The sequence below is a fragment of the Microbacterium esteraromaticum genome (genome assembly GCF_017303215.1).
In the GTDB taxonomy this organism is placed as follows: domain Bacteria; phylum Actinomycetota; class Actinomycetes; order Actinomycetales; family Microbacteriaceae; genus Microbacterium; species Microbacterium esteraromaticum_C.
Genome location: NZ_JAEMWU010000002.1, coordinates 176,934 through 187,303 on the forward strand (window position 1 = coordinate 176,934; position 10,370 = coordinate 187,303).

Consider the following 10,370-nt stretch of genomic DNA (forward strand, 5'->3'; position numbering starts at 1 on the left):
GAGATGCCGGCGGTCAGCGCCGCGCGCAGCGTCGGGTAGACTGATCGACGGCTCTCCGCGTGACGACACCCAGGCCAACTCCCCCAGGACGGAAACGTAGCAAGGGTAACCGGGCTCTGTCGGGTGCGCGGAGGGTCTTTTCTTTTGCCGGGGGCGCTCAGCTCACGCAGCGCACGTTCGTCACACTGCCGAACACGTTCGCCGATGCGCCCGCCTTCGCCGTGGCCCGGACCGTCGTGCCGCTGCGGGCCTGGAGGTAGCCGGTCGAGCGCGCGTTGGCGATGGAGCGCACGGTGAACGCGCTGATCGAGAACGTGCCGCACGTCGACCAGCTGAGTCGGCTGCCGCTGAGGTTGCCCCCTGAGAAGGCGCACACCCTGCCGCTGGCGCAGGAACCGACCGAAGCCGTGCCGACGGCGGACGACCCGACCGCGGATGACGAGAGAGTGCGTGTCGAAACACCACTCGCCGAGGTCATCTCCAGCCCGAGCGCCGGCCACGTCGCATGGTGCGCATCCAGCAGCACGCCGCCGGGCACCGCTGCCATCACCGCGGCGATATCAGCGCTCGGCTCCGGCGGGGCATCCGTGGCGAGTGCCGCCGGTCCCGACAGTACGAGGGCGACGGCGGTGGTCAGGGCCGCGAGTATCGTGCTGCTGCGCTTCATGGTCATTGCTCCTCTTGTGAGTCCCACATCCGGTACTCGACAACGGTGCCTGCGGGTACCGTCTCATCCGCCACGGTGCGCATCGTCTCCACTCCGACGATCCGTCCCGAGTCCGACGAGAGCAGCACGGTGTCGGTCAAGCCATCGATGGTCGAAGCGATCTGCACTCCCGCAACGTCCCGGCCGAGGCGATCCACGGACTGCCCCAACGAGGCCGCCCCACCGGTGCTCACGAGCATCTCCAACAGCACTGCATGCTGCGTATCGCTGAGCGTCCAGTAGTCCATCACCGTGACCATCGACTGCACCAGATCTCCCGCGCTCGGGCGTTCGGGCATGCCGTACATCGTCAGCAGCTCTGTCATGCCGGCCACGGTCGCTGGGGGAGCCTCCGGACTCGGCACACCGAACTCACCCGGGGCGAATGTCACTTGCGACACCACGGTGTCGGTGGCGCTGACGCGTCCCGGCCCGCCATCGCTCCCGGGCTGCACACGGCCTTCGACGACGAGCGAGTGGCCCGAGAGATCGGGGTTCCACTCCAGCTCGACGATCTGCGGGGTCACCGCTGCCTGCAACTCCCCGTCATCGATCGAAATCGCCCATGAGATCGTGTGCACCCGCCGAGCCGGGTTCTCGGCTCCGGCGGGTCCGCTCAGAGCATCCGTCGCCTCGGCGACCACCTGCGGCACCGGCGCCGGAGCCGTGAACGACAGCGGAACGGGGCTGACGGCCTCGGCACGCTGACCACCCAACGCCACCGACACCGACACGGTGGCCACCACCACCAGGGATGCGACAGCCAGAGTCCAGCCGAAGCGCCGCGATGCGCGGCGGCGCTCGCGACTGCGGGCCGCGGCCTGTTCGGCGGCGAGGCGGTCGCGCAGTGCGCGCAGAAATGCCGGCGGACCGGCGTCGGATGCCGCCTGGGCCGGATCGATGCGCCGCAGCAGCGAACGCAGTCGTTCATCGTCACGCAGATCGGACATGCTCACCTCCCGCTCGGAGGCCGACCTCGGCGGCGAACAGCAGCGCATGGAGCTTCTGCCGTGCGCGCTGAAGGCGTTTGCGCGCCACGGCCTGGCGAAGCCCCAGCATCTTGGCTGCCGTGGCGACGGTCCAGCCGTCCATGTCGACCAGTTCGATGAGATGGCGCTCCCCAATGGACAGGCCTGAGAACACCCACTCCAGATCGATCCGCAGATCGCCTTCCGGCGACGCGGCAGCGCGCAGCACCTCGCCGAGTAGCGCCGGGGCCTGCCGAACAGGCGCCGGGGTCTGGCCGTCTCCGCTGGAGGTGTCGATGACGCGCAGCAGCCAGCTCAGGTTCACCGACCCGCCATCGCGCACAACGACCCAGGCGCGCTCGAACGCATTCTCGACCGCGTCCTGGGCATCCTCCAACGTCATGAAGACGCGTTGCGCATGACGCAGCGCGGCCGCGCCGAAGCGATCCACCAGCGCATCGAACGTTCGGCGGTTCTCCTCGAGGACGATGCGTCGACGCCTCATCGCCAGACCACCCGCGGAACACCGTCATACTGCATGGCCCGATCCTCCCACAGCGGCGAGGCGTCGACGCCCAGCCTCCTCCCGCTCTGTCCTGCGAAGATCGTCGTGTGACCGCATCCGCTCCCGCCCCGGCCTCTCCCTACTTCACGCGCTTCCTCGCCCCAGTGGGGCTGCTCGCGCTGATGTGGGTGATCCAGCTCGCGGATGCCGTCCTCCCGGGCAGCTTCGTCGGATGGGGCCTGCGGTCGTGGGATCTGGGGAGTCTGCAGGGCGTTGTGCTCGGTCCGCTGTTGCACGCCGGCTGGGCGCACCTGATCGCGAACTCCGTGCCGTTCCTGGTGCTCGGCTGCCTCGTCGCCGTTGAAGGGGCGAAGCGCTTCTGGGCGGTGACCGCCATGGTCGCGCTCATCGGAGGCGCGGGCACCTGGCTGGTGAACGCACCGGGCACCCTCACTGTCGGATCGTCCGTGCTCGTCTTCGGCTACTTCGGGTACGTCGTCGTGCGGGTGCTCGCCCCCGGTCGCCTCGCACACCGGTTCGCGTACGCCGGGATCGCCGTGATCGTCGTGGTGATGTACGGCACGACGATGTTCACCGGCATCTTCGGCGTGCACAGCGGTGTGTCGTGGCAGGCGCATCTGTTCGGGGCCATCGGCGGCGGCCTGACCGTGTTCGTCCGCCGCAGAGAGGTCGGCAGCCGTGAGTGAGCGGCGCACACGCGCCGCGCGGATGCGGCGCCGCGCCCGGCGCCGTCGACAACGACGTCGGATGCTGAAGATCGCCGGCATCACAGCATCCGCCGCCATCGTGATCACGGGCGCGCTCGCCGTGGTCGGGGTGCTGACGGCCACGCGATCCGACGCCTACTGCGTCGATGAGCCGCGGACGTTCCCCGACGCGGGGGTCGACGGGTGGCAGGGCGAGCAGCTCGAGAACGCGGCGATCATCATCCGCACCGCCGACGAGTTCGGCCTCGAAAGGGACGGACAGATCCTCGGTGTGATGGCGGCGATGGGCGAGAGCTCACTGCGCAACATCGACTACGGCGACTGGGAGACCTCGGGCGTCACCAACCCCGATGGCACCCGAACCTCGAGCATCGGGCTGTTCCAACAGCAGGACTGGTGGGGGAGCGTCGAGGACCGGATGGACCCGGCCACCGCCGCTCGTCTGTTCTTCACCCGCCTCGAACGCGTGCCGCAGTGGCAGACGCTCGAACCCTCACACGCCATCCATCGCGTCCAGATCAACAGCGACCGCGACCACTACGCGCGCTTCGAGGACGACGCCACCCGCGTCGTCGTGGCGCTGTCTGCGGAGTGCCCGTCGCCGTAGGCTGGAGCCGTGGCACGCAGCATCTACATCACCTCGGCCGAGGGGCACACGGGCAAGTCGACCATCGCGCTGGGCGTGCTCGACGCACTGATGCGCGTGTCGGAGCGCGTCGGGGTGTTCCGCCCCGTCGCCCGTTCGACCGACGAACGCGACTTCGTCGTCGAGCTGCTGCTCGCCCACGACGGCGTGCACCTCGACTACGACGAGTGCATCGGCGTGAGCTACGACGACGTCCGGCAGGACCCCGAAGGTGCGCTCGGCACGATCGTGGCCCGCTTCAAGGCGGTCGAAGCGCAGTGCGACGCCGTCGTCGTGCTCGGCAGCGACTACACCGATGTCGCCAGCCCCGCAGAGCTCAGCTACAACGCGCGCATCGCCGCGAATCTCGGCGTTCCGGTGTTGCTCGTGCTCTCGGGGCGCGACAGTCAGAACCAGGCCGAGCAGCTCGGCACCACCACGGCCCGCACACCCGATCAGATTCAGCAGATGGCGGCGCTCGCGCGCAGCGAGCTCGCCACCGAGCGGGCCGAACTGTTCGCCATCATCGTCAACCGCGCCGAACCCGACATGCTTGGTGAGATCGTCGAGCGCATCGATGACCTGCGCACCCCGGTGTGGGCCGTGCCCGAGGACCGGGCGCTGGTCGCGCCCTCGATGCGGGGCATCCTGCGGGCGGTCGACGGCACGCTGGTGCGCGGCGAAGACGAGTTGCTCGAACGCGAGGCGTACAACATCGTCATCGCCGGCATGTCGATGGTCAATGTGCTGCCGCGCCTCACCGAGAGTGCCGTCGTCGTGATCGCCGCCGACCGCACCGAGACGTTGCTGGCGACGCTGCTCGCCGCAGCATCGGGGACGTTCCCCGATCTCGCGGGCATCGTGCTCAACGGCCCCTTCCCGCTGCCCGATCCGGTGCTGCAGCTGATCGACGGCATCGAGTTGACCGTGCCGATCGTGACCACCGATCTGGGCACCTACGACACCGCGGTGCGCATCATGAACACCCGTGGCCGCGTCAGCGCCGAGAGCAGCCGCCGCTACGAGAGCGCACTGGCGCTGTTCCAGACCCACGTCGACATCTCCGAGCTGACGATCGAGATGGGGCTGGCCGAATCGACCGTCGTCACGCCGCTGATGTTCGAGTACGGGCTCATCGAACGCGCGCGCAACGACCGCAAGCGCATCGTGTTGCCCGAGGGCGGCGATGACCGCATCCTGCGGGCCGCCGCCGTGCTGCTGGCCCGCCAGGTCGCCGACCTGACGATCCTCGGCGACGAGACCGAGATCCGGGCCCGCGCTGTCGCCCTCGGGCTCGACATCAGCGAGGCGCAGATCCTCAGCCCCACGGATCCGGTCATGGTCGAGCGGTTCGCCGCCGAGTACGCGCGGCTGCGTGCGCACAAGGGCATCACCGTGCAGCAGGCGGCCGACACCGTCACCGATGTGTCGTACTTCGGCACGATGATGGTGCACCTCGGGCTCGCCGACGGCATGGTGTCGGGTGCCGCGCACACCACCGCGCACACCATCCGGCCCTCGTTCGAGATCATCAAGACCAAGCCGGGCGTCGATGTCGTCTCCAGTGTGTTCCTCATGGCACTCTCTGACCGCGTGCTCGTGTACGGCGACTGCGCCGTGATCCCCGACCCCACCAGCACGCAGCTCGCCGACATCGCGCTGTCGTCGGCGGGCACAGCGAGGCAGTTCGGCATCGATCCGCGGGTGGCGATGCTGTCGTACTCCACCGGCGAGTCGGGTAGCGGCGCCGACGTCGACAAGGTGCGTGAGGCAACTGCTCTCGTGCGCGCTCGCGACCCGCAGCTGCCGGTCGAGGGGCCGATCCAGTACGACGCCGCGGCGGATGCGGCCGTCGCGAAGGCCAAGCTGCCGGATTCTGCCGTGGCGGGCCGGGCGACCGTGTTCGTCTTCCCCGACCTGAACACGGGCAACAACACCTACAAGGCGGTGCAGCGCTCGGCCGGCGCCGTGGCGATCGGGCCCGTGCTGCAGGGGCTGAACAAGCCGATCAACGATCTCAGCCGGGGCGCGCTGGTCGACGACATCGTCAACACGGTGGCGATCACGGCCATCCAGGCGCAGGGGACGGACGAATGAGTCACGTACTGGTCATCAACAGCGGGTCGTCGTCGCTGAAGTACAGCCTGCTCGACATGACCCGCGAGGTCGAGCTCGCCGGCGGACTCATCGAGCGCATCGGCCAGCCCATCAGCACCGTCGCGCACACCGTCCACACGGTGGCCTCTCCCGGCGAGCCCACACCGACCATCCTCGAGGCGCGATACGAGGACGACCGCCCCATCGCCGACCACGATGAGGCCTTCGCGGCGATGCTCGCGCTGTTCGCCGAGCACGGCCCCGTCCTGACTGAGCATCGGCCCGTCGCCGTTGGCCACCGCGTGGTGCACGGCGGCGCACGCTTCTACGCACCGACCGTCGTCACGCCCGACGTCGAACGCCAGATCGGCGAGCTCAGCGTGCTCGCCCCGCTGCACAACCCGGCCAACCTCGCCGGCATCGTCGCCGCGAAGGCCGTCTTCGACGACGTGCCCCACGTGGTCGTGTTCGACACGGCGTTCCACCAGACGCTCCCACCGGCCGCCTACACCTACGCCATCGACGCCCAGATCGCCCGTGAACACCGGGTGCGCCGCTACGGGTTCCACGGCACCAGCCACAAGTACGTCAGCGAGCATGCCGCGGAGTTCCTGGGGCGGGCGAACGACAGCATCCGACAGCTCGTCTTCCATCTCGGCAACGGGGCATCCGTCACCGCCGTCGACCGCGGACGCTCGGTGGAGACGTCGATGGGGCTCACCCCGTTGGAGGGCCTGGTCATGGGCACCCGCTCGGGCGACATCGATCCGGCCGCACTGCTGCACCTCTCCCGTCGCGCCGGGCTCGGTATCGACGAACTCGACGATCTGCTGAACAAACGCAGCGGTCTGCTGGGGCTTGCCGGGCACAACGACATGCGCGACATCCTCGCGGGAGCGGATGCCGGTGACGAGGCCTCCCGGCTGGCCTACGACGTCTACATCCACCGGCTGCGTGCGTACGCCGGCGCGTACATCGCGCAGCTCGGCGGCGTCGACGTGATCTCGTTCACCGCCGGGGTCGGCGAGAACGCCGTGAAGGTACGTGCCGATGCGCTCGCGACCCTGGGGTTCGTCGGCGTGCGGATCGATCCCCACCGCAACGCCGAGCGCGCGCCCGGCATCCGACGCATTTCGGCCGACGACTCGGTCGTCGATGTGCTGGTCGTGCCCACTGACGAGGAGCTCGAGATCGCGCGGCAGACGCTCAGTGTGATCTGAGCGTCGGATGCCGGCATCCGACGTTCATCGGTGCGCGACGTTCCCGTCGGAAATCCCAGACGCGCGCGGCGTGTCGCCGCGCAGGGCGACATGACACGCCTCGGTGGGTGGGATGGGTCTGTGATTTCCGGATGCACGATTCGGGCGCGCGCTTCGGAACAGGGCCCCGCGTTCATTAGGCTTGACGCGCACGTCCGATTCCGGAGGTCCCATGGTTCACGAACTTCCCGATCCGCTCCACATCCTCGACCTCAGCAGCGCCCCCGGCGTGCTGTTCGACCTGGATGGGGTGCTCACGCCGACCGCTGAGGTGCACATGCGCGCCTGGCAGAGCGTGTTCGATGATGTCCTCGCCCGATGGGGGGTCGTCGAGCCGTATACGGATGCCGATTACTTCGCCTACGTCGACGGCAAGAAACGGTACGACGGCGTGGCGAGTCTGCTGCGCAGCCGCAACATCGAGATCCCGTGGGGCGAGGTCACCGATCCGCCCGAGGCCGAGACGGTGTGCGGCGTCGGGAACCGCAAGAACGCTGCGTTCGCGGCCGCACTGCGCGCGGGCGGCATCGCCCCGTATCCGGGGTCGCTCGCGGTACTGGTGAGCCTGCGCGACGCCGGTGTGCCGATGGGTGTCGTGTCGAGTTCGAAGAACGCCGAAGAGGTGCTGAGCACAGCGGGCATCCGGGACTTCTTCCGCATCGTCGTCGACGGTGTCGTCGCTGAACGCGACCACCTCGCCTCGAAGCCAGCGCCCGACATGTTCCTCGAAGGGGCGCGGATGCTACAGGTCGACCCGGCCTCGGCGGTCGCCGTCGAGGATGCCGTCGCCGGCGTAGGGTCTGCGGCCGCGGCGGGCTTTGGCGTCGTGGTCGGAGTCGACCGTGGCGCGGGACCCGAGGTGCTGCGCGCTGCCGGCGCGACGGTTGTCGTCGACGACCTTTCCCAGCTGCTGAGCGAGCGGAGCGAGACGAATGATTGACCGCGAACGCCACCCCGTCGACCCGTGGCGGCTCATCGAGAACACCTACGACGCCAGCGGGGTGTCTGAGACCGTCTTCACGGTCGCCAACGGCTACCTCGGCCTGCGCGGAAATCACATCGAAGGGCGCGGTGCCCACGAGCACGGCACGTTCATCAACGGTCTGCACGAGACCTGGCCGATCCGGCACGCCGAACAGGCGTACGGCTTCGCCGAGGTGGGGCAGACGATCGTCAACGCCCCAGACGCCAAGGTGATGCGCGTCTACATCGATGACGAGCCGCTGTCGTTCGACGCGACCGAGATGCACGAGTACTCGCGTGTGCTCGATATGCGCACCGGTGTGCTCTCGCGCGATGTGTTGTGGGTGACCCCGTCGGGCAAACGCGTGCGCATGCGCGATGAGCGCCTGGTGAGTTTCGATGAGCGTCATCTGGCGGTGCTGCGCCTGGAGATCGTCGTCGAGAACGCCGATGCTCCGGTGACGGTGAGCTGTCAGCTGCTGAACAGGCAGGATGGCGCCGGTATCTACGCTGGCGACCCGATGGCCTCCAAGTCCGAGCGCAAGGGATTTGACCCGCGCAAGGCCGAGAAGATCACCGAGCGGGTGCTGCAGCCGGTCGAGTACTGGCAGGACGGGCTGCGCTCGGCGCTGTCGTACCGCGTCACCGATTCGGGGATGACCGTGGCGGTCGTCGCCGACCACGTCGTCGAGACCGAGAACGACTACAGCGCGCGGTCGCTGATCGAACCCGACATCGCGAAGAACGTCTTCCGGGTGCAGGCGAAGGCGGGTGTGCCGATCCGCATCAGCAAGATTGTCAGCTACCACAGCTCACGCGGCGTGCCGCCGCGTGAGCTCGTCGACCGGTGCCGCCGTTCGCTCGACCGGGCGGGTGTCGAGGGGGTGGATGCCCTCTTCCAGGCCCAGTCGCGGTGGTTGAGCGACTTCTGGGAGCGCTCGGATGTGCGCATCGCCGGTCACGACGATCTGCAGCAGGCGACGCGCTGGTGCCTGTTCCAGCTCGCCCAGGCCGCATCGCGCGCCGACGGCAGCGGTGTGCCGGCGAAGGGCCTGACCGGGTCGGGCTACAGCGGGCACTACTTCTGGGACACCGAGGTCTATGTGCTGCCGTTCTTGACGTACACGTCGCCGCAGTGGGCGAAGAACGCCCTGCGCGCACGGGTGCTGATGCTGCCGGCGGCTCGCCGGCGCGCGGCGCAGCTGAACGAGGCGGGCGCACTGTTCCCGTGGCGCACGATCAACGGTGAAGAGGCGTCCGCTTACTATGCGGCCGGCACGGCGCAGTACCACATCAACGCCGACGTGAGCTTCGCGCTCGGCAAGTACGTGCGCGCCACGGGGGATGAGGACTTCCTTCGCAGGGAGGGCGCCGACATCGCGGTCGAGACGGCGCGTCTGTGGGCGACGCTGGGGTTCTGGCGGGGCATCAACGGTGAGAGCTCGTTCCACATCCACGGTGTGACCGGGCCCGATGAGTACACCACGGTCGTCAATGACAATCTGTTCACGAACGTGATGGCGCGGTACAACCTGCGCTTCGCCGCCCGTGTCGTGCGCGAGATGCACGCTGCCGATCCCGCCGCGTATGCAGCCCTGGTCGAGCGGGTCGGTCTCGACTTCGGTGAGGCCGAGGCGTGGGAGCGCGCGGCCGAGGCCATTCACATCCCGTACAGCGAAGGACTGGGCATCCACCCGCAGGACACGTTCTTCTTGGAACGCGAGGTGTGGGATCTGGAGGGCACGCCCGCCGAGAAGCGCCCGCTGCTGCTGCACTATCACCCGCTGGTGATCTACCGCTTCCAGGTGCTCAAGCAGGCCGACGTCGTGCTCGCGCTGTTCCTGCAGGGCAACCACTTCACCGACGACGAGAAGCTCGCCGACTTCGACTACTACGACCCGCTGACGACGGGGGATTCCACGCTTTCGGCGGTCGTGCAGTCGATCATGGCGGCCGAGGTCGGGTATCAGGACCTCGCGCGCGAGTACTTCGAGCACGCCCTGTACGTCGACCTCGCAGATCTGCATCACAATGCCTCGGATGGCGTGCATGTCGCGTCGGCGGGTGGCGTGTGGACGGCGCTGGTGAGCGGCTTCGGCGGAATGCGCGACCACGCCGGAGAACTGAGCTTCGATCCGCGGCTGCCGGCGGACTGGCCCGAGCTGTCGTTCCCCCTGCAATGGCAGGGGTCGGCGCTGCACGTCACCGTGACGCGCGATGCGCTGCGTGTCGAGGTGCGTTCGGGCGACGCGGTGGAGTTCGCGGTGCGCGGCGCCGTGCACCGCGCAGCCGTCGACGAACCGGCCGTCGTGCGGCTGGTCGATCAGGGCCCGGTGCGCCCCGGGCGCCCGACGCTGCGCAAGTTCGAGGATGCCCGTCGCGATGACGGAACGCGCCTGTCGGCGTCGGTGCCCGTCACCACCAGCGCGCTCCCGGTGCTCGACGCATACGACGACTGACCCGGCGCGGTGGTGTTGCGTGCGTCGCGTGTCGTGCGTGTTGCTCGCGTTGCGCGCGCC

Annotated in this window: 9 protein-coding genes and 1 other RNA gene; 7 read left to right on the forward strand and 3 right to left on the reverse strand. The window is 68.7% G+C overall.

What is annotated here, in order from left to right; all coding sequences use genetic code 11:
- Positions 1-46: 46 nt before the first annotated feature.
- An RNA gene (ffs, locus tag JF543_RS12100) (signal recognition particle sRNA small type) lies at positions 47-143 on the forward strand.
- 14 nt (positions 144-157) lie between these two features.
- On the opposite strand, the gene JF543_RS12105 is transcribed toward ffs, so the two are convergent.
- The 3 genes from JF543_RS12105 to JF543_RS12115 are packed head-to-tail and all read right to left on the reverse strand — an operon-like array spanning position 158 to position 2,179.
- Entirely contained in the window at positions 158-667 is a 510-nt protein-coding gene (locus tag JF543_RS12105; protein ID WP_206824506.1) for a hypothetical protein, read from the reverse strand.
- 2 nt (positions 668-669) lie between these two features.
- On the reverse strand, positions 670-1,656 hold the full coding sequence (locus JF543_RS12110) for a hypothetical protein (RefSeq protein WP_206824508.1): 987 nt from the start codon (positions 1,654-1,656) through the stop codon (positions 670-672).
- Positions 1,640-2,179, reverse strand: a complete 540-nt coding sequence (locus JF543_RS12115) for an RNA polymerase sigma factor (protein ID WP_206824509.1) — start codon at positions 2,177-2,179, stop codon at positions 1,640-1,642. Before JF543_RS12115 ends, JF543_RS12110 begins: the two co-directional genes overlap by 17 nt.
- Positions 2,180-2,286: 107 nt before the next feature.
- Here JF543_RS12115 and JF543_RS12120 point away from each other — a divergent pair, with 107 nt between their 5' ends.
- From JF543_RS12120 to JF543_RS12145, 6 genes are all read left to right on the forward strand, one after another.
- Positions 2,287-2,886 (forward strand): rhomboid family intramembrane serine protease, encoded by a 600-nt coding sequence (locus JF543_RS12120; protein WP_274367548.1) that lies wholly within the window; start codon positions 2,287-2,289, stop codon positions 2,884-2,886.
- Between the two features lie 61 nt (positions 2,887-2,947).
- Entirely contained in the window at positions 2,948-3,514 is a 567-nt protein-coding gene (locus JF543_RS12125; RefSeq protein ID WP_224818713.1) for a hypothetical protein, read from the forward strand.
- 9 nt (positions 3,515-3,523) lie between these two features.
- On the forward strand, positions 3,524-5,629 hold the full coding sequence (gene pta, locus JF543_RS12130; RefSeq protein WP_206821883.1) for a phosphate acetyltransferase: 2,106 nt from the start codon (positions 3,524-3,526) through the stop codon (positions 5,627-5,629).
- Positions 5,626-6,849 carry an acetate/propionate family kinase gene (locus JF543_RS12135; RefSeq protein WP_206824511.1) on the forward strand — a complete coding sequence of 408 codons (1,224 nt, stop codon included), beginning with the start codon at positions 5,626-5,628 and terminating at the stop codon, positions 6,847-6,849. Before pta ends, JF543_RS12135 begins: the two co-directional genes overlap by 4 nt.
- 211 nt (positions 6,850-7,060) lie before the next feature.
- Positions 7,061-7,828, forward strand: a complete 768-nt coding sequence (locus JF543_RS12140) for an HAD family hydrolase (RefSeq protein ID WP_206824512.1) — start codon at positions 7,061-7,063, stop codon at positions 7,826-7,828.
- A complete protein-coding gene (locus JF543_RS12145) occupies positions 7,821-10,310 on the forward strand; it encodes a glycoside hydrolase family 65 protein (RefSeq protein ID WP_206824513.1) in 2,490 nt (829 codons plus the stop codon). Before JF543_RS12140 ends, JF543_RS12145 begins: the two co-directional genes overlap by 8 nt.
- Positions 10,311-10,370 lie beyond the last annotated feature (60 nt).

Bases quoted from the DNA above. Each gene is read 5' to 3' on its own strand.
- JF543_RS12110 (WP_206824508.1), bottom strand. From the start codon at position 1,656: ATGTCCGATCTGCGTGACGATGAACGACTGCGTTCGCTGCTGCGGCGC.
- JF543_RS12135 (WP_206824511.1), top strand. From the start codon at position 5,626: ATGAGTCACGTACTGGTCATCAACAGCGGGTCGTCGTCGCTGAAGTAC.
- JF543_RS12115 (WP_206824509.1), bottom strand. From the start codon at position 2,179: ATGAGGCGTCGACGCATCGTCCTCGAGGAGAACCGCCGAACGTTCGAT.
- JF543_RS12145 (WP_206824513.1), top strand. From the start codon at position 7,821: ATGATTGACCGCGAACGCCACCCCGTCGACCCGTGGCGGCTCATCGAG.
- JF543_RS12125 (WP_224818713.1), top strand. From the start codon at position 2,948: ATGCTGAAGATCGCCGGCATCACAGCATCCGCCGCCATCGTGATCACG.
- JF543_RS12105 (WP_206824506.1), bottom strand. From the start codon at position 667: ATGAAGCGCAGCAGCACGATACTCGCGGCCCTGACCACCGCCGTCGCC.
- JF543_RS12140 (WP_206824512.1), top strand. From the start codon at position 7,061: ATGGTTCACGAACTTCCCGATCCGCTCCACATCCTCGACCTCAGCAGC.